Source organism: Bradyrhizobium sp. MI1.10 (assembly GCF_055811035.1).
In genome coordinates this window covers 70,190-96,903 of record NZ_JBVVPN010000029.1, presented here as the reverse complement: position 1 = coordinate 96,903, position 26,714 = coordinate 70,190, and the positions used below count along the sequence as shown (strand labels likewise).

Genomic DNA, 26,714 nt, shown 5'->3' with positions numbered 1-26,714 from the left:
CCCGCAATCTCCGCCACTACTGCCGCTATCGCTGCTGGAACAGCTGCCGCCGTCGGTCGAGCTGCCGGAACTATCGCTGGAAAACCAGCTCCCCCACGAGAAGCCGTCGCTCGAGCCGGTGGCGGTGTCGCCACCGCCATTGCCGCCGGCCCCGGCGCGGGAGCGCCGCTGGCTGCGGTTCTGAAGATGGGTGATCCAGCCGTAGCCGATCGCGAAGACGACCCCGGCAGCGATCAATGCATTTATCATCGCGCTACCCATCATCGCCCTCCCCTGGCTGAGCTGCGGTCCATGTTAATTGGTCGCCCCCGGCAAAGGTGCCGTTCATTGATCATTCAATCGAAATATGGAACTTTACCCTCAAAGAGTTCCCGTGTGCTTTGTTCGAAAGGTCAGCCAATGAAGAAGTCGCTCCTGGCAATCGCTGCCGTCGCCGCGGTGGCCCTTAGCGCCGCTACACCAGCCCAGGCGCAACGCGGCGTCGCGGCGGGCGTGGCAGCCGGAATCATCGGCGGCGCCATTGTCGGCGGGGCGCTGGCCTCTCCGTATTATTACGGACCGAGCCCCGGCCCCGGCTACGCATATGGTCCGGGATATAGCCCGGGCTACTATCCGCCGCGCTACTACGCACCGGGCCCGGGCTACGTCGCCGACGACTATTATGGCGACGGCTGCGTCTGGCAGAAGCAGCGCTTCTGGGACGGTTATGCCTGGCGCGTCCGCCGCGTCAGAGTCTGTGGCTGAAGTCGCCCCAAGCAGATTCATTCCAGATGCGCCGTTCATCTCCGGGCCTGAAAAAGACCGCTTTTTCTCGTCACAGCTCCGTGTGCGTTTACCGGGGATTGACCATTTGCGCGCTTCCTAACTGCAAGGCCAATTCCATCAGAGTCTGCGTGAACCTTTGAACCCCGGACGCTCCTAACAAGGAGCATCCATCTCTCAGGAGAGCCAAGAGTATGAAGAAGACTTTAGTTGCCGCCCTTACGGTTGCGACGATCGCCGGTTCGCTGGTGACCGCCACTCCGTCCGCCCAAGCCCATGACGGCGTCGGCGCCGGCATCGCAGCCGGCCTGATCGGCGGCGCAATCGTCGGCGGTGCCATCGCATCGAGCCGTCCCGCCTATGGCGGACCGGTTTATGTGGCCGAGCCCGGCCCGCCGCCGCCGCCCTGCTACTGGCAGCGCCAGCGCTACTGGGACGGCTACGGCTGGACCGTCCGCCCGGTTCGCGTTTGCTACTGATCTGATCGCACGGCGTTCATGAGCGCCGCGATCGAAGCCCGGCCGAGCACCTCGGCCGGGCTTTTTCTTTGGCGAAGAACTGCGGCTCGCTATCGCGCCTGGATCGAGCGCAGCACCTCTTCGCTCGGCCAGCAATCGACCTTGAGGCCTGCCGACTTCTGGTAGGCGCCGAGCGCAGCGCGCGTCTGCATGCCCGCCTTGCCGTCGATCTTGTCCTTGTAGAGCCCGACGCGCGTGAGCCCGCGCTGCATCGCCTCGACATCCTTGGTGCGCAATTGCTTCGAGGCAGACCACGGCGTCGCGAACGGCTGCGGGCTCGTCATGCGGTCGGCGAGATGGCCGACGAACAGCACGTAGAGATCGGAGAAATTGTATTCCTTGATCACGAAGTAGTTCTTCGTGGTCAGGAAGGACGGGCCGTAGATGCCTTCCGGCTGCAGCAGCGAGGCCGGCTGCGCCTGCTCGGCGGCAGTGAGCTCTTGTCCGCGCACCGGCACAAAGCCTTCGCGCAGCCACTGGCCGATCGGCTTCGTCACCTCGGGCACGCCGGCGGTGCAATCGACCTTGGCCGGAGCTTGCACCTCGTAAGCCCAGCGTACGCCGCTCTGCCAGCCCTTGTTGACGAGCTGCTGCGCGGCGGAGGCCAGCGCATCCGGCACCGAATGCCAGATGTCGATGCGGCCGTCGCGGTCGAAATCGACGCCGTGCTTGTAATATTCGGACGGCAGGAATTGCGTGAGCCCGGTCGCGCCGGCCCACGACGAGCGCATGTCCTTGCGTGTCACCACGCCGTCACCGAGAATTTTCAGCGAGAGGATGAACTCGTTGCGATAGGTGTCCTTGCGGCGGCCGACATAGGCCTGCGTCGCCAGCACGCGCACGAGATCGTAAGGCAGCGTGTAGCGGCCATAGTCGGTTTCGCGGCCCCAGATCGCCAGCATGACGGTGGCGGGCACGCCGGAGTTTTTCTCGATCTCCGTCAGCGCGGGACGATATTTTTGCAGCAGCCGCTGCCCCTCGCCCGCGAGGCGCGCGATCGAGGCTTCCCTGACATAGTCGGCCGGCACCTGCACGAACTCGGCCTGCGACGGCGCCCCCGTTGCGGGCCGCCCCGGCAGGATCAGATCCGGCAGCTTGTAGTCAGGCTCGAGCCCGCGCGTCTCTCGCTCGAACGTCGCGCGCGACACGCCGGCGGCCTCCGCGTCCGGCCACAGCGAGGCGATGAACTGCGCGAAGGCGGCGTCGGCAGCGCGGGCGGGCGACAGGCCGCAGGTGATAGCGATCACCGCAGCTATGAGCACCCGCCGCATCATGCTGAGATCACCGCGTCAGCTTCTTGTACTTCACGCGATGCGGAATGATGCTGTCCTGGCCGAGCCGGCGCATCTTGTCCTTCTCGTAGTCCTGGAAGTTGCCCTCGAACCATTCGACATGGCTGTCGCCTTCGAAGGCCAGGATGTGGGTCGCGATGCGATCGAGGAACCAGCGATCATGGCTGATAATGACGGCGCAGCCGGCGAAATCCTCCAGAGCCTCTTCGAGCGCACGCAGCGTGTCGACGTCGAGGTCGTTGGTCGGCTCGTCGAGCAACAGAACGTTAGCGCCGGATTTCAGCATTTTCGCAAGGTGCACGCGGTTGCGTTCGCCGCCGGAGAGCGCGCCGACTTTCTTCTGCTGGTCGGCGCCCTTGAAGTTGAACGACGAACAATAGCCGCGTGAATTGACTTCCCTCTTGCCGAGCAGGATCAGCTCATTGCCGCCGGAGATCTCCTCCCATACGTTCTTGCTGCCATCGAGCGCGTCGCGCGACTGGTCGACGTAACCGAGATGAACGCTCTCGCCGACCGTGATGGTGCCCTTGTCCGGCTCTTCCTGCTTGGTGATCATCCTGAACAGCGTGGTCTTGCCGGCGCCGTTGGCGCCGATCACGCCGACGATTCCGCCGGGCGGCAGCTTGAAAGTGAGATCGTCGATCAGCATGCGATCGCCGAAACCTTTGCTGAGCCCTTCGAAGTCGACCACGTTCTGACCTAGGCGCTCGGCCACTGGAATCGTGATCTGCGCAGTCTGTGTCTGCTTTTCGCTCGCCTGCTTCAGCAGTTCGTCATAGCGCTGATAGCGCGCCTTGGATTTGGCCTGGCGGGCTTTCGGCGAGGACGCGATCCATTCCTGCTCGCGGGCCAGCGTCTTCTGATGCGCAGCGTCCTCGCGGCCCTCCTGCTCGAGCCGCTTCTGTTTCTGCTGCAGCCAGGACGAGTAATTGCCCTCGTAGGGAATGCCCTTGCCGCGATCGAGCTCGAGAATCCAGCTCGTGACGTTGTCGAGGAAGTAGCGGTCATGGGTGACGATCAGGATCGCGCCGGGATAGTTGCGCAGATGGCCTTCCAGCCACGACACCGATTCCGCGTCGAGATGGTTGGTCGGCTCGTCCAGCAGCAACAACTCAGGCTGGTCGAGCAGCAGCTTGCACAGCGCGACTCGGCGGCGCTCACCGCCAGAGAGTTTCGACACGTCGGCATCGTCAGGCGGACAACGCAGCGCGTCCATGGCCTGGTCGACCTTGCTGTCGAGATCCCAGAGGCCCTGGGCCTCGATCTCGTCCTGCAGCTTGGTCATCTCGTCGGCGGTCTCCTCGGAGTAGTTCATCGCCAGTTCGTTGTAGCGATCGAGGATAGCCTTCTGCTTGGCGACGCCCAGCATGACGTTCTCGCGTACGCTGAGTGCCGGATCGAGATGCGGCTCCTGCTCGAGATAGCCGACGCGGGCGCCCTGGGCGACCCAAGCCTCGCCGTTATATTCCTTGTCGAGGCCTGCCATGATCTTGAGCAGCGTCGACTTGCCCGAGCCGTTGACACCGAGCACGCCGATCTTGGCGTCCGGGTAGAAGCTCAGATGGATGTTATCGAGCACCTTCCGGGTCGGGTAGCTCTTGGTCAGGCCCTGCATGAAATAGATGAACTGGCGCGCCATCGGTCCCGAAAACCTTCGATTTGAGGAAATTTGCTTGCCGCCGATGTAGCGATCCCGCCCCCAAAGGGCAATGTTTTCCCTCCGTTCACCACGGATGAATACGGGCCGGACACCATCCCGCCACCGATCCGGACAATTGAAACTATCTTTTAATAAATCAGGCCAAAGCTCGGTTTCGCGCGGAAACAGCGCCACCCGCTCAGAATGAACGGGAGCACAGCGAGACAGCGTCATGGCCGTGATCGAGACCCATTCCCTTCCCGTTCCGGCGGAAGCCGGCAGCGCCTCCGCATTTGCCTCGGAGATCAAGGGCTTCTGGAAGCGCTTCTTCGCCACCGCTTTCAACCCCTACCGGCCCGAACTGCATTACATGCGCGGCCCCGGCCCCGCCTGGCGCGCCAAGCACGGCATGAATGCGCCGTTCCGGCTCAAGCCCCGCGACCTCTGAGCCCTTATCACCTGTCGGATTTTTGAAGACGCGAACGGCTTGCGCACGGTCCTGATTGCGCGCAACCATGGCCTGGTTCCACCTCTCGCCATGGAAGAACGCTGATGACGCGGCTGCGCAGTGCAATTCTGGACGACTATTTCAATCTCGCCCTCGAAGTCGCCGATTGGCAAAGCCTGTCCGACCGCATCGACGTCACCGTGTTCAGCCATCCCTTCGCCTCCGAGCAGGCCGCGGCGAGCGCGCTGGCCGATTTCGAGATCGTCTGCGCGATGCGCGAGCGCACCGCGTTCCCGAAGAGCCTGTTCGAGAGCCTGCCGAAGCTGAAGCTGCTGCTGACATCAGGCATGCGCAACGCCTCGATCGACATGGAGGCCGCCAAGGCGCGCGGCGTCACCATCGCCGGCACGCAATATTCACGCGATCCGACTGCGCCCCTCACCATGGGCCTGATCCTGGAACTGACCCGCGGCATCGGCCGCGAGAACGCGCGCATGCATGCGGGCGAGCCCTGGCAGACCTTTGCCGGCGTCGAGATCGAAGGATTGACGCTCGGCGTCGTCGGGCTCGGCAAGCTCGGCAGCAAGATGGCCGGCATTGCGAAGGCGTTCGGCATGAACGTGATCGCCTGGAGCCCGAACCTGACCCCGGAGAAGTGCAAGGATGCCGGCGTCGGCTACGCCACGAAGGAGGAGCTGTTCGCCAAGGCCGATATCGTCAGCATCCATGTGGTGCTGAGCGAGCGCTCGCGCGGGCTGGTCGGGGCTGCCGATCTCGCGCGGATGAAACCGACGGCCTTCCTCGTCAACACCGCGCGCGGGCCGATCGTGGACGAGCAGGCGCTGCTCGAGGCGTTGCAGCAGAAGAGGATTGCAGGCGCCGGCATCGACGTATTCTCGGTCGAGCCGCTGCCAACAGAGCATCCCTTCCGCAAGCTCGACAATCTCGTGCTGACGCCGCATCTCGGCTACGCCACCGAGGACGGCTTGCGCATCCACTACAGCCAGATGGTCGAGGCGATCGACGCCTTCACCAAGGGCGGCGAGCTGCCGCGGAAGCTGGCGTGATGCCTCAGGCCGCCGAGCGGTGGCTGGTGGGCTGCCGTGCCGCATCGGCAAAGCCGTCGCGCCAGGAGGCATGCGCCGGCAGCCAGCCGAGCTCGCGCTTGGCCTTGCCGTTGGAGGCTCCGCGCACCTCCGTCATCATCGCAACCATATGCTCGCCCGCAAGCAGGCGGCCGAGCCAGGCGGGAATGTGACGCGGCGGCTTGGCACCGAGCAATTCGGCCAGCGCGGGCAACCAATCCTTCACCTGCGCCGGATGATCGTCGACGATATTGTAGATGCTGCCGGCGCGCCCGCGTTCGAGCGCGGCAAGCGTGGCAGAGGCGGCATCTTCGGTGTGAATGAACGACCACGTGCCGCCGCCATCGCCGATCACCGGCACACGCCGGTGGCGCAGCTGGTCGATCATCGCAGGCGAGAGCGTGCCCGTGCCGGGTCCATAGAAGAATCCATAGCGCAGCACGATACCCTCCGGCTTCGTCGAAGCGGTGACGCTTCGCTCCAGATACCGGATTGCCTCAAGCGTGCGTCGCAGCTCTCGCGGCGGATGCGGGTCGAGCTCATCGGTCTCGGTCTTCACCGTTCCCCCGGCGCGACTGAAGGTCCAGCCGCAGAAGCTTTGCGCGATGAAGCGCCTGGCGCCGGCCTCGCGTGCGGCATTCAGCAGAATGTCGGTTCCGCGGGTGCGGAGCTCGTTGGTTCGCGCGAAGGCCCGATCGAAATGCCGGAGGTCCGTGGCGGCCGCGAGATCCGTCATCAGATCAATTCTTGCGAGGCCGATTCAGCGCACGGTGACCGGTGCGGGCAGCGGCGGCACCACTGTCGGCTGGGTGCCTCCGACCGGGCCGGCCTGCGCGGCCATCGGAGCGGGGCCGGCAGCGCCGGGCACGGGCGCGGCGGATGCGGTCGCAGTTCCCGGCGGCGGACCACCCGGCATCACGACCACGCGGGTGCCGACCTTGACGCGATCGAACAGGTCGGAGACGTCCTCGTTCAGCATGCCGATGCAGCCGGAGGACACGAACTTGCCGATGGTCGAGGGCTGGTTGGTGCCGTGGATGCGGTAGACGGTCGAGCCGAGATACATCGCGCGGGCGCCGAGCGGATTGCCGGGACCGCCGGCCATGAAGCGCGGCAGATAGGGCTGTCGCTCGATCATCTCGGTCGGCGGATGCCAATCCGGCCACTCGGCCTTGCGGGTGATCTTCTGCACGCCCGTCCAGGTGAAACCGTCGCGGCCGACGCGGACGCCGTAGCGGATCGCACGACCGTTGCCGAGCACGTAATAGAGGTAGGTATTCGGGGTATCGACGATGAGCGTTCCGGCCGGCTCCTTGGTCGCCAGCGAGACCTCCTGGCGGCGCAGGTTCTGCGGCAGCTGCGCCGGAGCGGCGTCAGGCTGCTCCTCGGGCGGCAGCGAGGCGATCGCCATCGGCCGGCCGTCGGCACCCACGGGCGGCTGACCGGCCTGGACCGTTCCGGTCGCGCCGGGACCACCGACCGCCTCGGGCGGACGCAGGCCGTCACTGCCGGGCGCCTGTGCCGGACGATCGGCGTAGATCACCGCGGGCGGGCCGGCAGGGCGGCCATAGCGCGGATCGTCGGGCGACGTCACGGGACCCTGCGGCGGCGCAGCCGAGTAGACGGGGGCACCTGCGGGACGGCCATAACGGGGATCATCCGGCGACATCACCGGACCCTGCGGCGGCGCGGCGGAATACACCGGGGGAGCGCCGGGCGGACGGCCGTAGCGCGGATCCGGGCCGGGCGGCGGCAGCGCTGCCTGCGGCATCGAATCGTCTTCATCGTCCATAGCGTCGAAATTCGGCGCGCGGTCGCCGGGCCGGTATTCGGCTGGCGCGCCATAGCTCGGCGCCTGCTGGACCGGATAGCTCTGAGCCTGTGCGAGCGAGGTTCCCGCCGCAGCGACTGTTGCGGCAGCGCATATCGTCAGAAAATGTTTGATCATCATCGCTCTTGTATAGTCCCCGGGCCCCGTCCGGACCGTTAACGGCCAGATGACGGAAGATAGCGGCACATTCAAGACATGACAGGCGGATTTGTGCCTGATTTGCCGATTTGTGATCCGCAAGACTACCGTTGCCTGGTTGCATCACGGGACGAAAATCAGCCCACGCCCGAGATTGCTGGACTAGCCGGCTCTGTTTTTTACGGAACGGCGCGGAATCGTTGCGGTATGTTCGAATCAGCCTGATTCGCCTCCGCTTTGAGCTTCGATCCCCCGCGTGGCGAACGCGGCAAGCAGTACCGTCACCGCGTTCAGATGGCTCATGGGCCCTGGCCACTTCGCCGCCGGGGCGGAAATTCGCAATCCCTCGATGCTTCCCGGCTTTCGCTTTCTGTTTGCCGCGATCCTGCTGTCAGCCTCCATCCTGGTATTCGGCCTGGGCGCCGCCGCGCTGCTGCGGGCGAGCCACGAGCAGTATGTCAGCAACCCCTCCTGGCGGAATGGTCCGCAGGAGCAGGTGTTTGCACAAGCTCCCGAGCCGGCCCAGCCGGTGCTCGCGGTCCTGCGCGCCGAGCCGGAGGCGGCCACCGATCCGACGCCGTCGCTGCGCGATCAAGTCCCGACCATCGCGCTGCCGATGAGCGAGCCCGAGCCGGTCGTCGTGGTGACAACCGAGACCGACGGTCAGCCGCAGGTCGTTGCAGCTCCGGCTGACGTCCCGGCCGAACCGGCCAATGTCGAGGCCAAGGCCGAGACGACGACGGACGCCGCGGCGCCGGCCTCAAGCAACACGCTTACTCCGGCCGACGCCAGCGCATCCATCGCCGAGGCCAAGCCGGTTTCGATCGCTCTCACAAGCAAACCAACACCTGCCGCCCCCAGCGCAGCCTCGGCTTCGTCCACGTTCGACATGGCGAGCGCGAAGTTCGCCGCATTGAATAACCTGGCGACCACGGCCTGGAAGGATCCGCCGGCGAAGGCCAAGGCCGACGCTAAGGCCGACAGCAGTTCGCCGGAGAGCAAGGCGACTAAGCCGCGGGCGCACCGGGTGAAGAAGCGCCGCCGCATTGTCCGGCGTCCGCCGCCGCCGGTTCAGCAACTCGATCCGTTCGGGCAGCCGCAACCCACGCTCGCCGCAACGACGACCGCGCGCGCACGCCAGTAGGGTTACGCCGGCCCCGTTGCGATTGGCGGTCCCTTTTCCTGGCCCCATTCTGACCATGAGCCGTCGTAGAGCGCGGTGTCGGTGATGCCGAGGCGATAAAGCGCCAGCGTCAGCACGCCGGCAGAGACCCCGGAGCCGCAGCTCGTCACAATCGGCGCATCGAGCTTGACGCCGGCGTTCGTGAAGGCGGCGCGGAGATCATCGAGCGGCTTCATCGTGCCGGTCGCGGCGTCGAACAGCAGGTTATAGGGCACGTTGCGAGCGCCCGGGATATGGCCGGAACGAATGCCCGCGCGCGGCTCCGGCGCCCGGCCCTCGAACCGGTCGGCGGCGCGCGCGTCGATCACCTGCTCGACACGGCTTTCGACGTTGGCGATCAATTGCTGCATGCTACGCACGCGCTTGGAATCGTAGCTCGCCTTGAACGTCGCGGGCTTCGGCTTCGCCTCGCCACTTTCGACCGGACGCCCCTCGGCGCGCCACTTCTTCAGGCCGCCATTGAGGATGCGCACATTGCCGTGGCCGAAGGCCAGGAACATCCACCACGCGCGGGGAGCAGCGACCCAGCCGCCGGCATCGTAGAGCACGACAGTATCGGCATTGGAGATGCCGAGTTGGCCGACGTCGCGGCCGAACTGCTCGGCGCTCGGATACATGTGCGGCAGCGGGTTGGAATGGTCCGAGACCGCATCGACGTCGAAGAACACCGCGCCCGGCAGATGCGCGGCGAGGTAATCGTCCTTCGGCAGCGGCAGCACGCCCGGCAGCTTGAAGCTGGCGTCGAGCACCTTGACGTTGGCATCGTTGATGTGGGCGGCGAGCCATTCGGTGGAGACGAGGGGATCGGTGGGGGTGGTCATTGGCTTTTCCTTGCAGTCATTACGGTGCGCGCGCAGCGCGAGAGAGTTTGATACGGCGCGCGGCAAATTCCGCTGTCATCGCCCGGCCAGTGCGCAATTGCGCACTAGGAACGGGCGATCCAGTACGCCGAGACGATTGTGCTTCAATCGATAGGCCGCGGCGTACTGGATTCCCCGCCTTCGGGGAATGACGCCGAAAATTGGAGCGGCAGCGCAGGACCCTCACCCCTTCTTCTTCGGCTCCCATTGCTCCACCGGCCCGCCGGCGTCGCGCCAGGCGGCGTAGCCGCCGGCGATGTGGGCGACGGGCTTGAGGCCCATGTCCTGCGCGGTCTTGGCGGCGAGCGCGGAGCGCAGGCCGCCGGCGCAATGGAAGACGAACTTCTTGTCCTCCTGGAACACCGGCTTGGCATAAGGGCTCTGCGGATCGATCCAGAATTCGAGCATGCCACGGGTGCAGGCGAACGCGCCGGGGATGCGGCCGTCGCGCTCGATCTCGCGGGGATCGCGGATATCGACGATAACGACGTCGCCGTTCTTCGAGATCTCGATGGCGTCCTTGGCGGTGAGCGTCTCGATCTCGGCATTGGCCTCGTCGATCAGCGCCTTGATGCCGCGGGTGATGGTCTGGGGCATGTGGCTCTCCCTCTTGTTGTCATTCCGGGGCGTGCGCAGCACGAGCCCGGAATCCATTTGTCTACACGTGCTGCGGCCCGATGGATTCCGGGTTCTCGCTGCGCGAGCCCCGGAATGGCAACAGCTAGTGCGTCAATTCCTTCATCGCACCCTCGAGCCCCTCGATCGTGATCGGATACATGCGGTTGGCGAAGATGCGTTTGATGATGGTGGTGGATTCCGAATAGTCCCAATGCTTCTGCTGCACAGGGTTGAGCCACACCGCATGCGGATAGGTGCGGATGATGCGGTCGAGCCAGACCGAGCCGGGCTCCTCGTTGACGTGCTCGACCGAGCCGCCGGGTACCATGATCTCGTAAGGCGACATCGAGGCGTCACCGACGAACACGATCTTGTAGTCGTGCGGGTATTTGTGCAGCACGTCCCAGGTCGGGGTGCGGTCGGTGAAGCGGCGCTTGTTCTGCTTCCACACGCCTTCATAGAGGCAGTTGTGGAAGTAGAAATATTCCATGTGCTTGAACTCGCTCTTCGCCGCCGAGAACAACTCCTCCACCTGCTCGATATGCGCGTCCATCGAGCCGCCGATGTCGAAGAACACCAGCAGCTTCACCGCGTTGCGGCGCTCGGGCCGCATGTGCACGTCGAGATAGCCGTGATTGGCCGTTTCGCGGATGGTGGTGTCGAGGTCGAGTTCATCAGGCGCGCCGGTGCGCGCGAATTTGCGCAGGCGCCGCAGCGCCACCTTGATGTTGCGGATGCCGAGCTCGACATTGCCGTCGAGGTCTTTGAACTCGCGCTTGTCCCACACCTTCACGGCGCGGTTGTTGCGGTTCTTGTGCTGGCCGATGCGTATGCCTTCGGGATTGTAGCCATGGGCGCCGAACGGCGAGGTGCCCGCCGTGCCGATCCATTTCGAGCCGCCCTGATGGCGGCCCTTCTGCTCCTCGAGGCGCTTCTTCAGGGTCTCCATGAGCTTGTCCCAGCCCATGGCCTCGATCTGCTTCTTCTCGTCGTCGGTCAGGTATTTCTCGGCGAGCTTCTTCAGCCATTCCTCGGGGATCTCGGCCCCCTCCATGGCGTCGAGCAGGCTTTCCAGTCCCTTGAACACGGTGCCGAAGACGCGATCGAACTTGTCGAGGTTGCGCTCGTCCTTCACCAGCGAGGTGCGCGACAGATAATAGAAATTCTCGACCGAATAGTCCGACAGATCAGCATCGAGCGCCTCCATCAGCGTGAGGTATTCGCGCAGCGTCACGGGGACCTGCGCATCGCGCAGAGAAGTGAAGAATTGCAGGAACATGGGTGACAGATTGCCCGTCGGGGGGCGAACGTCAAGGGGCGGAGGCCACTGCTCTGCGCTGGACCGGGAGGCTTTTTGCTCTAGAATTGGCGGTCTCACGGGGTTGTTTTGGGGACGTTTGCAATGGGAATTCTCGCAGCGCTCATCATTGGCGCGATCGCAGGCTGGCTTGCCGGCAAGATTGTCCACGGGGCGGGATTTGGGCTGATCGGCAACATCGTCGTCGGCATCATCGGTGCACTCGTGGCCGGCTGGATTCTGCCTCAGCTGCACATCCAGCTCGCAACGGGCACGGTCGGAGCCATCGTGGATGCCACGATCGGCGCGGTGATTGTGCTCGTCATCCTTTCGCTGATAAAACGGGTCTGAAAGCCTGACCGAACCAGGAACGGCCGCCACGCGCGGCCGTTCCCATGTCGCGACCGGGGCAATGCCGGGACGACGACCAACAAGGACGCGCGATGAAATTTACCGGCACCAAGGACTATGTTGCGACCGACGATCTCAAGGTCGCGGTCAATGCCTCGATCGTGCTGGAGCGCCCGCTGCTCATCAAGGGCGAGCCCGGCACCGGCAAGACGGTGCTGGCGGAGGAAGTGGCGAAGGCGCTGAACGCCCCGCTTCTGACCTGGCACATCAAGTCCACCACCAAGGCACAGCAAGGCCTCTACGAATACGACGCGGTGTCGCGCCTGCGCGACAGCCAACTCGGCGATGCGCGCGTGTCCGACATCAAGAACTACATCAAGCGCGGCAAGCTGTGGGATGCCTTCACCGCCGAGCAGCGCCCGGTGCTGCTGATCGACGAGATCGACAAGGCCGATATCGAATTCCCGAACGATCTCTTGCTCGAGCTCGACCGCATGGAATTCCATGTCTACGAGACCGGCGAGACGATCAAGGCCAAGCAGCGCCCGATCATGATGATCACCTCCAACAACGAGAAGGAGCTGCCGGACGCGTTCCTGCGCCGCTGCTTCTTCCACTACATCAAGTTCCCCGATGCCGATACCATGACCCGGATCGTCGATGTCCACTTCCCCGGCATCAAGAAGCGGCTGGTCGAGGAAGCCCTGCGCATCTTCTTCGAGGTCCGCGAAGTGCCCGGGTTGAAGAAGAAGCCGTCGACCTCGGAGCTGCTCGACTGGCTCAAGCTGCTGCTCAACGAAGACATGAGCGTCGAGCAGTTGCGCGAACGCGATCCGCGCAAGCTGATCCCGCCGCTGCACGGTGCGCTGCTCAAGAACGAGCAGGACGTGCATCTGTTCGAGCGGCTGGCGTTTCTGAGCCGACGGGAAGTGTAGACAACGGCTCTGCACGCTCGCAATCGCAAGGCGAACGCGCGACGAGCGAACCTGCCTGGACCGGGGGCCCGATCACAGCAGGACAATTCCGTAGTCCTGGCGATCGCTGCTGTTTCGCAACGGGCCAGAAATCCGTCGCGGGCATATGCCGCAAGCCTTCGCGTTGCCGAATTCGTCACCCGGAGCTCAAGCTCGGACGTCCGGGCTGCGACGAGCACTGGTGTTGCGTTGCCTGGCTTTCCGGCGATCACCAGCTTTTCCACAACGCTCTCGACATTGCGCGATACGCGCGCGAGCTTCCTTGGCGCCGGACCACTCATCGGTGTCGAAGGCCCGTTCCCATTTGCCGGCAAATGGTCGTTCGATATGCCGGCGACGCCGCCCTGCTCCTCGGCCGGCAACGGTCGGCGACCAGTTCGTCGAACCTGTTCTCGGTAACGCCGTCGGTCCTTTCTCTCCTCGTTCCAATCGCGAATACGCTCAACACGGGCAACGATCGGCACGGCCCCCGCGTCACGCTCGCGGGAGGTCCGAGGCCAGGTAGGCCACCCGGCCATCCGCAGACCGGTACGCGAACGGGATCTCTGGGCGATTTCGAGCCGCCCTCGCGCAACCGGATGCTCGGCGGTGACCTGCCCTTCGCCAAATCCACTGGTTGCGCACCGGGAGCCACGCTAGAATTCCCCCATGACAGTGACCGACATTGCGAGCCGAACCTATAATCACAGCTGGCGGCTGGATCCCATCATCCGCAGCCTGCTTGATACCGACTTCTACAAACTATTGATGTTGCAAATGATTCGGGAATCTTACCCGCATCAGCAGGTGACATTCTCGGTCATCAACCGATCGCGCCATGTGCGGCTCGCCGAAATCATCGACGAGGGCGAGCTGCGCGCCCAGCTCGACCACGCCCGCACCATCCGCTTCACCAAGAAAGAGCTGATCTGGCTTGCCGGTAACACTTTCTATGGCAAGACCCACATGTTCTCGGCGGACTTCATCCGCTGGCTCGCCGAATTCCGGCTGCCCGAATACGAGCTGCGCAAGGTCGAAGGCCAGTACGAGCTGCACTTCCACGGGCCGTGGAGCCATACCACGATGTGGGAGATTCCTGCGCTCGCCATTCTCAACGAATTGCGCTCGCGCGCAGCGATGAAGGGCCGCGGCCGCTTCGAGCTCGACGTGCTCTATGCCCGCGCCAAGGCCAAGCTTTGGACCAAGGTGGAGCGGCTGCGCAAACTGGATGGCTTGCGGCTCTCCGATTTCGGCACCCGTCGCCGCCATGGCTTCCTTTGGCAGCGCTGGTGCGTGGAGGCCGTGAAGGAAGGCCTGGGCCCGTCCTTCATCGGCACCTCCAACGTGCTGCTCGCGATGGACAATGATCTCGAAGCCATCGGCACCAATGCCCATGAACTGCCGATGGTCGCCGCGGCGCTCGCCAAGGACGACGAGGAATTGCGCTGGGCGCCCTATCGCATCCTCGACCAGTGGCGCCAGACCTATGGCGGCAACCTCCTGATCGCGCTGCCCGACGCTTTTGGCACCAAGGCGTTCCTGCGCGATGCGCCGGAATGGGTTGCAGACTGGACCGGCTTCCGCCCCGACAGCGCGCCGCCGATCCAGGCCGGCGAGGAGATCATCAAATGGTGGGAGCAGAAGGGCCGCAATCCCAGGGACAAGCTGCTGGTGTTCTCCGACGCGATGGACGTTGGCTCGATCGAGGAGACCTACCACCACTTCACCGGCCGGGTGCGGCTCTCGTTCGGCTGGGGCACCAATCTCACCAATGATTTCGTCGGCTGCACGCCGGACGGATCGTTCAATCTCGATCCGATTTCGCTGGTCTGCAAGGTGTCATCGGTCGACGGACATCCGGCCGTCAAGCTCTCCGACAATCCCGAGAAGGCGACCGGCCTGCCTTCGGAGATCGAGCGCTATTTGCGCGTCTTCGGCGACGCCGGCCGCGTGCGCAAGCCGGTGCTGGTCTAGCGGCAGGGCAATCTCTCCATCGGGTAAACCACTTGGGGCGAATGCGCGACATCGGCTCGCCGATGTCGCGTCAGTTCCGGTTCGACGGCATTTGCAACGATCTGCCAGCATCCGCTTCACAACGCCTTCACCCTGCGACGCAGTCTCCCGGCATTTTCAAGTCGAGTTAAGCACCTTTCGCGCGTAATCCGCGTTATGAGCGGATCGCTCCGCTGGGGTCGTTGAGCGACTTGGGGAAACGCAACGTGTTTCGCAGAACAGCGCCGTCAACGAAGGGACGCAACTTCCTTCACGTCGTCAAACTCGTCTCGCCTTTCGTCACGGTCGTTCTGCTGCAGGCGGCGATCGCCGGATTCAGCCTGGAGGTTATGTCCTCGGTCCGCGCCTATGTCGCGGGCGAAGCGCTATGGTCGCGCTCGCAGAAGAACGCCGTCTATTTCCTCAATCTCTATCTGCATTCGGGCGACGCCAGCCAGTTTGCGCAATATCAGACCTCGCTGGCCGTTCCCATCGGCGACGAGTTCGCGCGCTGGGCACTCGAGCGCGATCCGGTCGACGTCGAGGCCGCCCGCATCGGCTTCCTGCAAGGCGGCAACCATCCCGATGACGTGCCGGGACTGATTTGGCTGTTTCGCTACTTCAAACAGGTCAGCTTTCTCAAGGAAGCGATCCGCGAGTGGGCCGCCACCGACCCCATGCTGCTGGAGCTGAGCGTGTTCGGCGAGGTCATCCGGTCAGAGTCGAAGAACGGGCCGGTTCAGGACGGCAAGCGCCGGCAATTGTTGTCGTCGCGGCTGTCGGAGCTCAACACTCAGTTCACGGTGCACGCCAACCGGTTCTCCACCGTTCTCGGTGAAGGCTCGCGCGCCATCAAGATGACGCTGACTGGCGTCAATATCGTCACAGCCGCGACGCTGATCCTGCTCCTGATCTGGCACACGCGGCGATTGGTGCTGCAACGACAGGCGTTCGAGGATGCCCTGCATGCCGAGAAAGAGCGCCTGGCCTGGCAGGCGTCGCACGACTGGCTGACCGGCCTGTCCAACCGTCGCGCCTTCGAGGCCCGCCTGCAAAGCGAGTTGGACGACACCGCGGCGGGTTCGGTGGGCCTGATCCTGCTCGATCTCGACCAGTTCAAGGACGTCAACGACAGTTGCGGTCACCTCGCCGGCGACCGTCTGCTCCGCCAGATTTCGCGCCTCCTGCTACAGGAGCGGCGGTCGCATGACCTGGTGGCCCGGCTCGGCGGTGACGAATTCGGCTTAATCCTTCCCCGATGCACGCCGTACGACGCCGTGGATATCGCCGAACGGCTGCGCCGGTCGCTCGAGCTATCCGTCTTCGCCTGGGACGATCGTTGCTTTGCAGTGACGGCCAGCATCGGCGTTGCCTGCATCACCGACGGCAACGCCACGCTCGAGGACGCGATGCGGCGCGCGGATGCCGCCTGCTATCGCGCCAAGGAGAACGGACGCAACCGTGTTCAGGTCGACAACGGGACGACGGACGTCGTCGTCGTCACCTCGCGGCAGCGCAAGGCCGCCAGCGCATAGCAGCGCTCAGCACGTTATCGCATTGGCAGAATCCCGAGCCCCGCGAGATGCGCATCCAGAAATTGTTCGACCTGCTGGCGCAGCATCTGCGGCGGTACGGCCACCATGCGCTCTTCGAGGCCGAGCGAGATGATCCCGTGCACGGCGGAAAACAGGGTGCGTGACAGCAGCGCGATCTGCACGTCGTCTGCCTTCGGAAGCAGCCGCACCAGGGGCGCATGCATCAGCGCGAAGGCCTCCATCACCATCTGAAGGATGTCATCGGGGTAAGGGCGGTCGTCCTCCATCCGATGTTCGAACAGCGAGCGCAGCAGATTGGCGTGCTCCGCGAAGAATTCGAGGTAGGTCGCAGCCAGCCCATAGAGCTGGCGAACCGGATCCTCGGCTGGAACTTGGCCCAGCCGCACCGTTAGGACATTAACGGTCTCCCGATTCACGGTCAGGATTACGCCGTCGAAGTCGCCGAACTCGTTATAGACACTTCCAACCGAGCAGCCGGCGGCGTCAGCGACGTCCCGGACTTTCAACGATTTCAGCCCTTTAGTGGCAATAATGCTGCGAGCGATCTCCACGATCTGCTGCCGCCGTCGAGTTTTTTTGCGGTCTCGCAACGATTCGTCTTGAACATTGTTCATTTTCGGGCTACTCATCTGAACAATGTTCAAGTTAGCCCGGAGACCTTCAAAATGCAAACCCTCGCTGTTGATATCGCCTTCACCTTCGTCGATGACGCCACAGCTCTCGTGACCGGATTTGGCCGCGCGCTCCTGCGGCTCGCAATGGGGCCGATCGATCGCATCGCAAATGCCTGCGACATTGCAGGCGTCCTGACTGAGCGCCGCGCGACCTTCCGGATGTGGCGGGCCAACCGCCGCGTTCGTCATGAGGGCCGCCGCTTTAACCTGCTCGGCCGCCTCTCGCCCTTTCGCCGCCTCGCCCATCTCACCTGAGGCGCGCACGCCTCCTTGCCGGAGCGTGATAGAGCCGCGACCAACCATTTGCGAACCAAATGTCGCCACGCGGAGACCAACAGGATCGGAAGGCAAAGAGCAGGCCGGGGACGATCGTCGTCAACCCGCAAATGCCCGTCGCATCTCCTCCGGTCCCGACGCCCATCGGACAATGAAACAACCTCAGACAGCGTTTCCAAAACAGGACTAGTCATGATCAGGGATTTGATGTCGTCACGCCGCTTCGCGCCGCTGTTCTGGGCGCAATTCTTCTCGGCGCTGAACGACAACGTGCTCAAGAACGCACTCGTCATCATCCTGCTTTACAGTGCCGCGACCGGCCACGGAGATGCGCTGGTGACGGTCGCGGGCGCCGTCTTCATCTTCCCCTACTTCATCCTGTCCGGGCTCGGCGGCCAGCTCGCCGACAAATATGTCAAATCCGTCGTCGCAAGGCGGCTCAAATTCGCCGAGATCTTTGCCGCGGGCTTTGCCGCGGCCGGTTTCTTCCTGCACTCGGTGCCGCTGCTGTTCGCAGCGCTCGCACTGTTCGGCGTCATCGCCGCGCTGTTCGGTCCCGTGAAATACGCGATGCTGCCGGACCAGCTCGAGCTCGGCGAGCTCGCGACCGGCAACGCGCTGGTCGAAGGCGCGACCTTCATGGCCATCCTGCTCGGCACCGTTGCCGGCGGCCAGTTCGTGGCCGGCTCCGCGCATATGGGCTGGGTCGCATCGGCCGTGGTCGTGCTGGCCCTGCTGTCCTGGGCCTTCGCCTCCCGCATTCCCGCGACGACGCCGTCCGCACCCGATCTGCCGGTCAACGGCAATCCCTGGACCTCGACGCTCGGCCTGTTGAAGACCTTGCACGCCGACCACCGGCTGTGGGACGGCACCGTGATCGTCTCCTGGTTCTGGCTGGTGGGCGCCATCGTGCTCTCGCTGCTGCCGGCGCTGGTCAAGGAGGTCATCGGTGGCACCGAGGGCGTGGTGACGTTGTGTCTCGCGATCTTCGCAATCGGCATTGCCATCGGCTCGCTGTTCGCCGCGAATCTGAGCCATGTTCGCCCGAACCTCGCGCTGGTGCCGATCGGCGCCATCATGATGGGGTTTGCCGGCCTCGACCTCGCCTGGGCGATCGGCGTGACCGCCAAGGGCCAGGACATCACCGCCGCCGACTTCGCGACCTCGTTCGCGGGCCTGCGCATGCTGGTCGATTTCGTCGCCTTCGCATTCGGCGGCGGGCTGTTCGTCGTGCCTTCCTTCGCCGCCGTCCAGGCCTGGTCCGCCCCCTCCGAGCGCGCCCGCATCATCGCCGCCGGAAACGTGCTGCAGGCCGCCTTCATGGTAGCCGGCTCGCTGTTCGTCGCGCTGTTGCAGGCCGGCGGATTGCACATCGGCTGGATTTTCTTCGGCCTCGGCGTCGCCAGCTTCGGCGCAGTCTGGTTCGTGCTGACGAAGTGGGGCAAGGAAGGCGTTCGCGACTTTGGCGGGCTGCTGTTCCGCGCGCTGTTCCGCACCGAGGTCCGCGGGCTGGAGAACCTGCCGCCTGCTGGCACGCGCATGCTGATCGCGCCCAACCATGTCAGCCTGATCGACGGCCCGCTGCTGCACGCCGTGCTGCCGATCGACGCGAGCTTCGCGGTTGATACCGGCATCGCCAAGGCCTGGTGGGCCAAGCCGTTCCTGCGGGTGGTCAAGCACTACACCATGGACCCCAGCAAGCCGCTGGCCGCGCGCGACCTCATCAAGCTCGTCGCCGCCGGAGAGCCGGTGGTGATCTTCCCGGAGGGACGCATCACCGTCTCCGGCTCGCTGATGAAGGTCTATGACGGCACCGCGATGATCGCGGACAAGGCCGACGCGGTCGTCGTCCCGATCCGCATCGAAGGCGCCCAACGCTCGCATCTCAGCTATCTCAACGGCAGCCAGATCAAGCGCACGTGGTTTCCGCGGGTGACCGTCACCATCCTGCCGCCGGTTAAGCTGCCGGTCGATCCGTCGCTCAAGGGCAAGACGCGCCGCAATGCCGCGGGCGCAGCACTTCAGGACGTGATGATCGACGCCATGGTGAAGAACGCCATGCTCGATCACACTCTCTTCGAAGCGCTCGGACACGCCTATCGCGACCGCGACACCGGCAAGGTCATCGTCGAGGACGCGCTCGGCACCAAGCTGACCTATCGCAAGCTGATCCTGGGCGCCCAGGTCTTGAGCCGCAAGCTGGAGAACGGCACCGCTGTCGGTGAGAATGTCGGCGTGCTGCTGCCGAATTCCGCAGGAGTCGCCGTCGTCTTCATGGCGCTGCAGAATATCGGCCGGGTGCCGGCGATGCTGAACTTCTCGGCCGGCCCGGTCAACGTGCTCGCCGCCATGAAAGCCGCGCAGGTCAAGACCGTGCTGACGTCGAAAGCCTTCATCGAGAAGGGCAAGCTCGACAAGTTGATGGCCGCGATCTCCGCAGAGGCCCGAATGGTCTATCTCGAGGACGTCCGTGCTTCGATCGGCACGGCCGACAAGATCAAGGGCCTGCTCGCCGGTACCACGCCGCGCGTCGTCCGCCAGGCGGGCGATCCGGCCGTCGTGCTGTTCACGTCGGGCTCGGAAGGCACGCCGAAGGGAGTGGTGCTGTCCCACCGCAATATCCTTGCCAACGCCGCACAGGCGCTGGCGCGGGTCGATGCCAACGCCAATGACAAGGTGTTCAACGTGCTGCCGGTGTTCCATTCTTTCGGGCTGACCGGCGGAATGGTGATGCCGCTGCTCGCGGGCATTCCGATCTACATGTACCCCTCGCCGCTGCACTACCGGATCGTTCCCGAGCTGATCTACCAGACCGGCGCCACGATCCTGTTCGGCACCGACACGTTCCTCACCGGCTATGCACGCTCGGCCCATGCCTACGACTTCCGCACCCTGCGTCTGGTGATCGCCGGCGCCGAGGCGGTCAAGGATCGCACCCGGCAGGTCTTCATGGAGCGTTACGGCATCCGCATCCTCGAAGGCTATGGCGTCACCGAGACCGCGCCGGTGCTGGCGATGAACACGCCCATGGCCAATCGTCCCGGCACGGTCGGCCGCCTGTCGCCGCTGATGGAAAGCCGCCTCGACCCCGTCCCCGGCATCGAGGAAGGTGGACGCCTGTCGGTGCGCGGACCGAACGTGATGCTCGGATACTTGCGGGCCGAAAATCCGGGCGTTCTCGAACCGCTCGCCGAGGGTTGGCACGACACCGGCGACATCGTCGCGATCGACCCGGCCGGCTTCATCACCATCAAGGGACGCGCCAAGCGCTTTGCCAAGATCGCCGGCGAAATGGTCTCGCTGTCGGCGGTCGAGAACATCGCGACGACGCTGTGGCCGCAGGCCGCATCGGTCGCGGTGTCGATCCCGGACCCGCGCAAGGGCGAGCGCATCGTGCTGCTGACGACGGAAAAGAACGCCGAGCGTAGCGCCATGCAGGGCCACGCAAAGACGATCGGCGCGTCCGAGCTGACCGTTCCCGCAGCGATCATGGTGGTCGACAAGGTGCCATTGCTCGGCACCGGCAAGACCGACTACGTCACCGCAACGACGATGGCCCGCGAGCAGGCATCCGCGCCGGAGCGCGAGGTGGCGTAAGAGAGATGCACGAGGCGTCTCAATCAAGCGAGGCGCGATGCCCTGGAGTGGTTCTGCTTCACGGCATCGCGCGCACCTCGGCGTCCCTGATCAGACTGGAACGGGCGCTCCGGGCCAGCGGCTTTGCAACGCTCAACATCGACTATGCCAGCCGCCGCAAGACGATCACGGCGCTCGCGGACGATATTCACCTGGAAGTCGCCCGCTTCGCCGAGCGTGAGGCGCCGCTGCATTTCGTCGCGCATTCGATGGGCGGTCTGGTGACGCGCGCCTATATCGCGAAATATCGTCCGGACCGGCTTGCCGGCGTGGTGATGCTGGGCACGCCAAACGGCGGCAGCGAGGTCGCCGATCTCCTGAGCGGATATCGCCTCTACAGCGCATTCTACGGACCCGCCAGACTCGAGCTCACCACCACGTCCACGCGCCGGTCTGACGTCCTGCCCGCGGCGGACTATCCCGTCGGCGTGATCGCGGGAAACCGCTTCATCGATCCCGTCGCCGGCCTCTTGGTTCTGCCGAAGCCAAATGACGGACGGGTCTCAGTGCAAAGCGCGATGGTCGCCGGCATGGCCGACCATATCGTCGTGAAGGCGTCCCATACCGGACTTCCGCGTCACGCCGCCGCCATCGAACAGACCATCGCTTTCCTGCGCGATGGCCGCTTCCGCACCATCTGAATCAAGAACCGGCATCGCTGCGTCGCTCCTGCGCGTAACGCACCAGTGCCGCAAAGCGATAGATGCCGTGCACGAACTTGCCGTACGGCATGGTGACGAACAGCGCGAACACTGCACCCAAATGCAGCGCCAGCAGCGGCCCCATGGCTGCAGTCTCGCGCAGAATCAGAAGCAGCATGCCGATGAAGCCGGTGAGGAATAACATGGCGATAAAGCCGACATCCATGCCATAGCGCTGCTCGTCGAGCAGCGCCGGATCGCGCCGCATCTTGGCGACGAACAGGCCGATCGGCCCGATGATCAGACCGATGCCACCGAGCGTGCCGAGCACCACCGGCAGATCCCACCACGGATACGGCGCCTCGCGCCCGAGCAGATAGTGATACAGCGTGGCGACCGAGGTCGCGGCGAAGCAGAGCAGGAAGCCGTAGAAGGTCAGGTGATGGAAAAGCTTGCGCCGGTCGGTCGGCTTGTCATCCTCATTGTAGCAGCCGACGCCGCCACCATGGAGATAGCGCAACTCACCAGCGTCCCGCATCGCCTGAAAGATCGAGCCACCGTCCGCACGGCCGCCGATCGGTGGACCGATATCCCGCCAGAACGCGCGCACGCTCATCACCAGCGCGAAGATCGCATAAAGGAAGGCCGCGCTGAACAACGCCGCCATCGCGTTGTGCGGCATCAACTTGTAGAAAGCGCCGGGGCCGGTGTGCACGCCGAACAGCACGGTGCGGTCGTTCAGGGCCGCGAAGCCGAGGATGAAGGCGGCCATGCTGAGCGCGGCGACGATGCTGATGACGAGACCGTTACGCGCGAAGACACCGGACAGCGCCTGCGGCCAGGCATAGGCCGCGTAGGATTCCGCGCGCGCGATCGCCAGCGTCTGCGGAACGTTGACGTTGAATTCGTGCGGCGGCGAGAACTGGCAGTCGACGTAGCAGGCGCCGCAGCCATGGCAGAGATTGGCGAGATAATTGAGGTCGCCGTCGGAAAAGGCGCGACGCATCTCCATGGCGGGAAATACCGCGCAAAGACCCTCGCAGTAACGGCAGGAATTGCAGACCGTCATCAGGCGGTCGGCTTCGTCCAGAATTTTGGTTCCGTGCATGGCTTTACTTCGTCAGGCCTTTGCTCTCGAGCCATTTCTGGATCAGGGCTGCGACCTCGAGGTTGTTCTTGTCCATCATCACCATATGCGAATTGCCCTTGATGCCGGCCTGCGGGAGATCGACGATGCCGACGCTGCCCCCGGCCGCCTTGACGGCGTCCGCAAAGGCGATGCCGTTGGCGCGGATCTTGGGCCAGCGCGAATCGCGCTCGATATAGTCGCCGTAGATGATGAGGGTCGGAATGTTCTTCAGCACATCCGCTTTGGCGGGATCGCCGATGCCGGCCGGCTCGATCGCAATCAGCGCCTTCACCTTGTCGGGGCGGGCTTGCGCGACCTTGAAGCCGAAGGTGCCGGCTTGGCTGTGGAACAGCAGCACCGAGGGGCCGACGCGATCGATCTCGGCGATATAGGCGGCGATGGTCGCATCGTCGGTCGTGGTCCAGCGGGGCACGTTCTGCTTGACGAAATTCTCGTAACCCTCGACGGGGAATTGGTTGCCCGGCAACAATTTTCGCTTGGCGGGATCGGGATCGTAGGAGTTCGGTCCATCGCCGATGCGGAAACGCTCGAACGGATTGGCCGTGGTCAGGAAGACCGGCTCGCTCTTGAAAATATCGGGGTACTGCGCCCAGCCCGCGCGTCCGCGCTCTACCGCGTCGGAGTTATAGACCGCCCACCCCTTGCGCAGAAAATAATTCAGCCAGCCTTCGCGTCCGTCAGGCGTGGTCTCGTAGGTGACGCCGGTCAATCCGCCGCCGTGCCACATCAGCAAAGGATAGGCACCCTTCTCGTTTGCCGGCAGGAAATACTGCACGTACATCTGCTCGACCTGATACGTGCCGTTGGGATCGACCTTGGCCGGCACTCCGCCGGGCGCGAACACGACCTCCCTCACCGGCTTACCGGAGATTTCGACAAGACGCCCACCGACATGGAACGAACCCATGTCTCGCAGCGTGATCGGCTCGGCCGCGTGGGCGTGGCCGACGATCAGCAGCGCCGCGATCGAGGCAATGGCAATGCGTGACATGGTTCCTCCCTCGTGTCTTTTCTTCGTCCTAGTTCTTGGCGTGGCGTGCCGCTTCCCGTCCTGCGATCCGCCCGAACACGCTGCCGATGGTCATGCCTATGCCGGCGGCATAGCCCTTGCCGAGCACGTTGCCGGCCATGATCTCGCCGGCCGCGAACATGTTGGCCGACGGCTTGCCGTCAGCCATCAGCATCCGCGCCTCCCTGGTCACGCGCGTGCCGAGATAAGTGAAGGTGATGCCGGGCCGCACCGGATAGGCAAGGTAGGGCGGCGTCTCGATCCGCCGCGCCCAATGGGTCTTCGGCGGTGTGATGCCTTCGGTGCGGCAATCGTCCAGAATGGTGTGGTCGAAGGTGCCGGGCCGCACCGCGGCATTGAATTCGGTGATGGTCTTTTCCAGCGCGGCCGGATCGAGCTCGAGCTTGCCGGCGAGCTCGGCAATCGTCTGCCCTGCGATCGGCGGGAACAGCGTCGGCATGAAGCTCGTGACCACGGTGGAATCGAATATGATGTAGGCGATCTGGTCGGGTTGCGCGGCCACCAGCCGGCCCCAGATCGCGTAACGCTTCGGCCAGATGTCCTCACCTTCATCATAGAAGCGCTGCGCGTGCTTGTTGACGACGATGCCGAACACAACGGAGTCGTGGCGCGTGATGATGCCACCGTCGAATTTCGGCGCGCGCGCGTCGATCGCGACCGCATGGCATTGGGTGGGATCGCCGACCTCCTGCACGCCCTTGGCGAGCAGCATCTTCAGGATTGAGCCGCGGTTATAGGGCGTGCCGCGGATCAGGAAATTGTCGGCGGCCTCGCCCCAATATTGCTTCAGCCATTCGATGTTGGCCTCGAACCCGCCGGCGGCGGCGACCAGTGACGTCGCGCGTATCTCGGTGTCGCCCTTGATAGGCCGCTTGAGGCAGGCGGCGAGAAACATGCCGTCCTCGATCACGAGGTCGGTGACCTCGGCGTCGTATTCGACTTCGACGCCGAGCTTCTCGGCGGTGAGATAAAGTGCGTTCAACATCGCGCGGCCGCCCCCGAGAAAGAAGGAGTTGGTGCGACCGAGGCTCAGCGTGCCGCCAAGCGAGGGCTGCCAGCGCACGCCCTGCTCGACGATCCAGTTCAAAATGTCCTTGGACTCGCGGATCATGTGCCGGGCGAGTATCTCGTCGGTCTGGCCGCCGGTGACGCGCAGGAGATCCTCCCAGAACTCCTCCTCGGTGTAGGGGCCGGTGAGGATTTCGGTCGCCTCGTCATGCGCGCAGCGCATGTTGCGGGTGTGGCGCGTGTTGCCGCCACGATAGAATTTTGGCGCGCCTTCGAGCACCAGCACCGACGCACCACCGCGTCGCGCGCTGATCGCCGCACACAGTGCCGCGTTGCCGCCGCCGATCACCAGCACATCGTATTTTCCGCTCATGCCGTCTGCCCGATGCGACGAAGTTGGAGACATTCTGCCCGCCGGCGGCCCCGGTCAATGTGGCTGGCCATTGCGCACCTTTGTATACAAAGATATACACACGTCCGGCAAGCGCCGTCCCTGCATGGGCAGGATGCGCGTGGCGAGCCCACGAGGATGGATGGCAAGACGCCCGACAAAGGCAGGCGGCTCGATCGCGCGCGGCGGCGGCGTGGCGCTCGGCGAAGCCGTGTTCCGCTCGCTCTGCGAGGCGCTGCAGGCCGGCAGCTATCGCGCTGGCGACCGCCTGCGCGAGGAAGAGGTCGCCCAGCGGCTGAAGGTCAGCCGCACGCCGGTGCGGGAGGCTCTGGGCCGGCTTGCGGCCCGCGGGTTCGTCGAACCTGCCGGCGGCCGCGGCCTGATCGTACGCAACCTCGACATCTCTGAGGTACTCGAACTCTATGCGATGCGCGAGATCATGGAGGGCGCCGCCGCCCGACTTGCCGCCGAGCACGCCTCGGCGCCCGAGGTCGATGCACTCAGGGATATCGAGCAGGCTTTCGTCGAAGCGTCCGAGACCGACGCGGGCGAGATGGCAGGAGAAATGGCAAGGCTCAACCGCGCCTTCCACGAAGCGATCTGCCGCGCCGCGCGCAACCGCTATCTCGACAACGCTTCGCGGGAATTGCAGGACTGGATCGCTCTGCTCGGTCCGACTACGTTCACCGTATCGGGCCGCCCTTCGACCAGCCACGGCGAGCACCAGGCCATCATCGACGCCATCGCGGTTCGCGACGGCGGCAAAGCGGAGCAGCTTGCGCGTGCACACATCGGCGAAGCGCTGCGCTGTCGGCTGAAGCTGTTGCAAAAGCAGTAGCAGAACGCCGCGCTCAGGCGACCAGTTCCGCGACGATCGCCTTCAACACGTCCCGCACATCGCCTGGACTGAGCCGCACCTGCAGTCCGCGCTGACCGCCATTGACGTACACTTGGTCATGTGCGAGCGCGCTCTGCTCGATCACGGTGCGCACGGGCTTCCGCTGCCCGAACGGGCTGATACCGCCAACCTTGTAGCCGGTGAGGCGCTCGGCCTCAGGCGGCTTCATCATCTGCGCCGACTTGCCGCTAACAGCAGCGGCGAGCTTCTTCATCGAGACTTCCTGATCGGACGGGACGATCACGCAGACCGGCTTGCCGTCGACCAGCGCCATCAGCGTCTTCAACACGCGCGCGGGGTCCTCGCCGAGTGCGGCAGCCGCCTGGAGGCCGATGCTTTCGGCGTCGGGATCGTAGTCGTAAGAGTGGACGGAGAAGGCTACACTGGCGGCTGTGAGGGCGCGTGTGGCGGGGGTGGCTTTGGACATATGCGATGTCTAGCACCGCCGCTGCGAGGAGCGAAGGGACGAGTACGGCGCAGTCTCTCC

25 protein-coding genes are annotated in these 26,714 nt (G+C 64.5%); 13 read left to right on the top strand and 12 right to left on the bottom strand.

The genetic code is table 11. The annotated features are described in order from the left end of the window. The 3 genes from AC0L3K_RS27380 to AC0L3K_RS27370 form a co-directional block, all read left to right on the top strand. Nucleotides 1–184, top strand: a 184-nt coding sequence (locus tag AC0L3K_RS27380) for a hypothetical protein (protein WP_473367255.1), incomplete at its 5' end; no start/stop codon positions are given. Between the two features lie 215 nt (nucleotides 185–399). Then, nucleotides 400–744, top strand: coding sequence for a hypothetical protein (locus AC0L3K_RS27375; protein WP_007600715.1), 345 nt, complete (start codon nucleotides 400–402; stop codon nucleotides 742–744). Between the two features lie 212 nt (nucleotides 745–956). Further along, nucleotides 957–1,241, top strand: coding sequence for a hypothetical protein (locus AC0L3K_RS27370; RefSeq protein WP_007600714.1), 285 nt, complete (start codon nucleotides 957–959; stop codon nucleotides 1,239–1,241). A gap of 89 nt (nucleotides 1,242–1,330) precedes the next feature. Here the strand turns inward: AC0L3K_RS27370 and AC0L3K_RS27365 are convergent, their stop codons facing one another. Then, nucleotides 1,331–2,554 carry a lytic murein transglycosylase gene (locus tag AC0L3K_RS27365; protein ID WP_473367254.1) on the bottom strand — a complete coding sequence of 408 codons (1,224 nt, stop codon included), beginning with the start codon at nucleotides 2,552–2,554 and terminating at the stop codon, nucleotides 1,331–1,333. Nucleotides 2,555–2,561: 7 nt separating this feature from the next. Next, a complete protein-coding gene (ettA, locus tag AC0L3K_RS27360; protein WP_007600707.1) occupies nucleotides 2,562–4,211 on the bottom strand; it encodes an energy-dependent translational throttle protein EttA in 1,650 nt (549 codons plus the stop codon). A gap of 232 nt (nucleotides 4,212–4,443) precedes the next feature. Here ettA and AC0L3K_RS27355 point away from each other — a divergent pair, with 232 nt between their 5' ends. Together AC0L3K_RS27355 and AC0L3K_RS27350 are read left to right on the top strand one after the other, a co-directional pair. After that, complete coding sequence (locus AC0L3K_RS27355; RefSeq protein ID WP_007600706.1) at nucleotides 4,444–4,659, top strand: hypothetical protein; 216 nt, start codon at nucleotides 4,444–4,446, stop codon at nucleotides 4,657–4,659. A 104-nt stretch (nucleotides 4,660–4,763) separates the two neighbouring features. Further along, the gene (locus tag AC0L3K_RS27350; protein ID WP_473367253.1) at nucleotides 4,764–5,726 is read left to right on the top strand and encodes a D-2-hydroxyacid dehydrogenase family protein; all 963 of its coding nucleotides are present in this window, start codon (nucleotides 4,764–4,766) and stop codon (nucleotides 5,724–5,726) included. Between the two features lie 4 nt (nucleotides 5,727–5,730). Here the strand turns inward: AC0L3K_RS27350 and AC0L3K_RS27345 are convergent, their stop codons facing one another. Then, a complete protein-coding gene (locus AC0L3K_RS27345; RefSeq protein ID WP_473367252.1) occupies nucleotides 5,731–6,480 on the bottom strand; it encodes an NAD-dependent epimerase/dehydratase family protein in 750 nt (249 codons plus the stop codon). A 24-nt stretch (nucleotides 6,481–6,504) separates the two neighbouring features. Continuing rightward, on the bottom strand, nucleotides 6,505–7,692 hold the full coding sequence (locus tag AC0L3K_RS27340; protein WP_354201073.1) for a L,D-transpeptidase family protein: 1,188 nt from the start codon (nucleotides 7,690–7,692) through the stop codon (nucleotides 6,505–6,507). Between the two features lie 322 nt (nucleotides 7,693–8,014). Between AC0L3K_RS27340 and AC0L3K_RS27335 the strand changes: the two genes are divergently transcribed. Continuing rightward, nucleotides 8,015–8,857, top strand: coding sequence for a hypothetical protein (locus tag AC0L3K_RS27335; protein ID WP_007600702.1), 843 nt, complete (start codon nucleotides 8,015–8,017; stop codon nucleotides 8,855–8,857). Between the two features lie 2 nt (nucleotides 8,858–8,859). Here AC0L3K_RS27335 and sseA read toward each other — a convergent pair whose 3' ends face one another. From sseA to AC0L3K_RS27320, 3 genes are all read right to left on the bottom strand, one after another. Continuing rightward, a complete protein-coding gene (gene sseA / locus AC0L3K_RS27330; RefSeq protein WP_354168758.1) occupies nucleotides 8,860–9,717 on the bottom strand; it encodes a 3-mercaptopyruvate sulfurtransferase in 858 nt (285 codons plus the stop codon). Nucleotides 9,718–9,939: 222 nt separating this feature from the next. Further along, nucleotides 9,940–10,353, bottom strand: a complete 414-nt coding sequence (locus AC0L3K_RS27325) for a rhodanese-like domain-containing protein (RefSeq protein ID WP_007613708.1) — start codon at nucleotides 10,351–10,353, stop codon at nucleotides 9,940–9,942. Between the two features lie 124 nt (nucleotides 10,354–10,477). Continuing rightward, entirely contained in the window at nucleotides 10,478–11,653 is a 1,176-nt protein-coding gene (locus AC0L3K_RS27320; RefSeq protein ID WP_007600698.1) for a vWA domain-containing protein, read from the bottom strand. A 123-nt stretch (nucleotides 11,654–11,776) separates the two neighbouring features. Here AC0L3K_RS27320 and AC0L3K_RS27315 point away from each other — a divergent pair, with 123 nt between their 5' ends. From AC0L3K_RS27315 to AC0L3K_RS27300, 4 genes are all read left to right on the top strand, one after another. Beyond that, on the top strand, nucleotides 11,777–12,022 hold the full coding sequence (locus AC0L3K_RS27315; RefSeq protein ID WP_007600697.1) for a GlsB/YeaQ/YmgE family stress response membrane protein: 246 nt from the start codon (nucleotides 11,777–11,779) through the stop codon (nucleotides 12,020–12,022). Between the two features lie 92 nt (nucleotides 12,023–12,114). After that, on the top strand, nucleotides 12,115–12,957 hold the full coding sequence (locus tag AC0L3K_RS27310) for an AAA family ATPase (RefSeq protein WP_007600695.1): 843 nt from the start codon (nucleotides 12,115–12,117) through the stop codon (nucleotides 12,955–12,957). A 687-nt stretch (nucleotides 12,958–13,644) separates the two neighbouring features. Continuing rightward, a complete protein-coding gene (gene pncB / locus AC0L3K_RS27305; RefSeq protein WP_007600693.1) occupies nucleotides 13,645–14,949 on the top strand; it encodes a nicotinate phosphoribosyltransferase in 1,305 nt (434 codons plus the stop codon). A 245-nt stretch (nucleotides 14,950–15,194) separates the two neighbouring features. Beyond that, nucleotides 15,195–16,502 carry a GGDEF domain-containing protein gene (locus tag AC0L3K_RS27300; protein ID WP_473367251.1) on the top strand — a complete coding sequence of 436 codons (1,308 nt, stop codon included), beginning with the start codon at nucleotides 15,195–15,197 and terminating at the stop codon, nucleotides 16,500–16,502. 14 nt (nucleotides 16,503–16,516) lie between these two features. Here AC0L3K_RS27300 and AC0L3K_RS27295 read toward each other — a convergent pair whose 3' ends face one another. Further along, nucleotides 16,517–17,137: a TetR/AcrR family transcriptional regulator gene (locus AC0L3K_RS27295; RefSeq protein WP_473367256.1), complete on the bottom strand. Its 621-nt coding sequence runs from the start codon at nucleotides 17,135–17,137 to the stop codon at nucleotides 16,517–16,519. Nucleotides 17,138–17,665: 528 nt separating this feature from the next. Between AC0L3K_RS27295 and AC0L3K_RS27290 the strand changes: the two genes are divergently transcribed. Next, on the top strand, nucleotides 17,666–21,070 hold the full coding sequence (locus AC0L3K_RS27290) for an acyl-[ACP]--phospholipid O-acyltransferase (RefSeq protein ID WP_473367250.1): 3,405 nt from the start codon (nucleotides 17,666–17,668) through the stop codon (nucleotides 21,068–21,070). 5 nt (nucleotides 21,071–21,075) lie between these two features. Beyond that, nucleotides 21,076–21,750, top strand: a complete 675-nt coding sequence (locus AC0L3K_RS27285) for an esterase/lipase family protein (RefSeq protein WP_473367249.1) — start codon at nucleotides 21,076–21,078, stop codon at nucleotides 21,748–21,750. A 1-nt stretch (nucleotide 21,751) separates the two neighbouring features. Here AC0L3K_RS27285 and tcuB read toward each other — a convergent pair whose 3' ends face one another. Genes tcuB through tcuA form a run of 3 tightly spaced genes read right to left on the bottom strand, consistent with a single transcriptional unit; the run spans nucleotide 21,752 to nucleotide 25,311 of the window. Beyond that, nucleotides 21,752–22,858, bottom strand: coding sequence for a tricarballylate utilization 4Fe-4S protein TcuB (tcuB, locus tag AC0L3K_RS27280; RefSeq protein ID WP_473367248.1), 1,107 nt, complete (start codon nucleotides 22,856–22,858; stop codon nucleotides 21,752–21,754). A gap of 4 nt (nucleotides 22,859–22,862) precedes the next feature. Beyond that, complete coding sequence (locus tag AC0L3K_RS27275) at nucleotides 22,863–23,891, bottom strand: alpha/beta hydrolase (protein ID WP_007600682.1); 1,029 nt, start codon at nucleotides 23,889–23,891, stop codon at nucleotides 22,863–22,865. A 28-nt stretch (nucleotides 23,892–23,919) separates the two neighbouring features. Continuing rightward, nucleotides 23,920–25,311 (bottom strand): FAD-dependent tricarballylate dehydrogenase TcuA, encoded by a 1,392-nt coding sequence (gene tcuA, locus AC0L3K_RS27270; protein WP_473367247.1) that lies wholly within the window; start codon nucleotides 25,309–25,311, stop codon nucleotides 23,920–23,922. A 160-nt stretch (nucleotides 25,312–25,471) separates the two neighbouring features. Between tcuA and AC0L3K_RS27265 the strand changes: the two genes are divergently transcribed. After that, the gene (locus AC0L3K_RS27265; RefSeq protein WP_219685298.1) at nucleotides 25,472–26,167 is read left to right on the top strand and encodes a GntR family transcriptional regulator; all 696 of its coding nucleotides are present in this window, start codon (nucleotides 25,472–25,474) and stop codon (nucleotides 26,165–26,167) included. 13 nt (nucleotides 26,168–26,180) lie between these two features. On the opposite strand, the gene ybaK is transcribed toward AC0L3K_RS27265, so the two are convergent. Beyond that, complete coding sequence (gene ybaK / locus AC0L3K_RS27260; RefSeq protein WP_473367246.1) at nucleotides 26,181–26,654, bottom strand: Cys-tRNA(Pro) deacylase; 474 nt, start codon at nucleotides 26,652–26,654, stop codon at nucleotides 26,181–26,183. Nucleotides 26,655–26,714: the final 60 nt, after the last annotated feature.

Coding starts and splice junctions, on each gene's coding strand:
- AC0L3K_RS27285 (WP_473367249.1), top strand. CDS start 21,076: ATGCACGAGGCGTCTCAATCAAGCGAGGCGCGATGCCCTGGAGTGGTT.
- ybaK (WP_473367246.1), bottom strand. CDS start 26,654: ATGTCCAAAGCCACCCCCGCCACACGCGCCCTCACAGCCGCCAGTGTA.
- AC0L3K_RS27340 (WP_354201073.1), bottom strand. CDS start 7,692: ATGATCAAACATTTTCTGACGATATGCGCTGCCGCAACAGTCGCTGCG.
- AC0L3K_RS27320 (WP_007600698.1), bottom strand. CDS start 11,653: ATGTTCCTGCAATTCTTCACTTCTCTGCGCGATGCGCAGGTCCCCGTG.
- AC0L3K_RS27295 (WP_473367256.1), bottom strand. CDS start 17,137: ATGAACAATGTTCAAGACGAATCGTTGCGAGACCGCAAAAAAACTCGA.
- AC0L3K_RS27335 (WP_007600702.1), top strand. CDS start 8,015: ATGGGCCCTGGCCACTTCGCCGCCGGGGCGGAAATTCGCAATCCCTCG.
- AC0L3K_RS27345 (WP_473367252.1), bottom strand. CDS start 6,480: ATGACGGATCTCGCGGCCGCCACGGACCTCCGGCATTTCGATCGGGCC.
- tcuB (WP_473367248.1), bottom strand. CDS start 22,858: ATGCACGGAACCAAAATTCTGGACGAAGCCGACCGCCTGATGACGGTC.
- AC0L3K_RS27350 (WP_473367253.1), top strand. CDS start 4,764: ATGACGCGGCTGCGCAGTGCAATTCTGGACGACTATTTCAATCTCGCC.
- sseA (WP_354168758.1), bottom strand. CDS start 9,717: ATGACCACCCCCACCGATCCCCTCGTCTCCACCGAATGGCTCGCCGCC.
- ettA (WP_007600707.1), bottom strand. CDS start 4,211: ATGGCGCGCCAGTTCATCTATTTCATGCAGGGCCTGACCAAGAGCTAC.
- AC0L3K_RS27370 (WP_007600714.1), top strand. CDS start 957: ATGAAGAAGACTTTAGTTGCCGCCCTTACGGTTGCGACGATCGCCGGT.
- tcuA (WP_473367247.1), bottom strand. CDS start 25,311: ATGAGCGGAAAATACGATGTGCTGGTGATCGGCGGCGGCAACGCGGCA.
- AC0L3K_RS27265 (WP_219685298.1), top strand. CDS start 25,472: ATGGCAAGACGCCCGACAAAGGCAGGCGGCTCGATCGCGCGCGGCGGC.
- AC0L3K_RS27315 (WP_007600697.1), top strand. CDS start 11,777: ATGGGAATTCTCGCAGCGCTCATCATTGGCGCGATCGCAGGCTGGCTT.
- AC0L3K_RS27310 (WP_007600695.1), top strand. CDS start 12,115: ATGAAATTTACCGGCACCAAGGACTATGTTGCGACCGACGATCTCAAG.
- AC0L3K_RS27290 (WP_473367250.1), top strand. CDS start 17,666: ATGATCAGGGATTTGATGTCGTCACGCCGCTTCGCGCCGCTGTTCTGG.
- AC0L3K_RS27375 (WP_007600715.1), top strand. CDS start 400: ATGAAGAAGTCGCTCCTGGCAATCGCTGCCGTCGCCGCGGTGGCCCTT.
- pncB (WP_007600693.1), top strand. CDS start 13,645: ATGACAGTGACCGACATTGCGAGCCGAACCTATAATCACAGCTGGCGG.
- AC0L3K_RS27275 (WP_007600682.1), bottom strand. CDS start 23,891: ATGTCACGCATTGCCATTGCCTCGATCGCGGCGCTGCTGATCGTCGGC.
- AC0L3K_RS27325 (WP_007613708.1), bottom strand. CDS start 10,353: ATGCCCCAGACCATCACCCGCGGCATCAAGGCGCTGATCGACGAGGCC.
- AC0L3K_RS27365 (WP_473367254.1), bottom strand. CDS start 2,554: ATGATGCGGCGGGTGCTCATAGCTGCGGTGATCGCTATCACCTGCGGC.
- AC0L3K_RS27355 (WP_007600706.1), top strand. CDS start 4,444: ATGGCCGTGATCGAGACCCATTCCCTTCCCGTTCCGGCGGAAGCCGGC.